1 protein-coding gene is annotated in these 251 nt (G+C 63.3%); it reads right to left on the reverse strand.

Features of this window, described 5'->3' with window-relative positions; translation table 11 throughout:
* Positions 1 to 251, reverse strand: a 251-nt coding sequence (locus ACWTU9_RS33375) for an aminotransferase class I/II-fold pyridoxal phosphate-dependent enzyme (RefSeq protein WP_455862040.1), incomplete at both ends; no start/stop codon positions are given.

Consider the following 251-nt stretch of genomic DNA (forward strand, 5'->3'; position numbering starts at 1 on the left):
CGCGCCGCCATCTCCTGCGCCAAAGTTGCGTCGCCCAGCATCACCGGAATGATCGGATGGTCGGCCCCGGCCAAGGTAAAGCCGAGCTTACCCATTTCAGAGCGGAAGCGCGCCGCATTGGCATATAGGCGCTCGCGCAAGGCGTCGCCATTGCGGATCAGTTCGAACACCTTGATCGAAGCGCCGGCGATCGCCGGCATCAGCGTGTTGGAGAAGAGATAAGGCCGCGAACGCTGGCGCAGCCAGTCGAC

Source organism: Mesorhizobium sp. 128a (assembly GCF_053848025.1).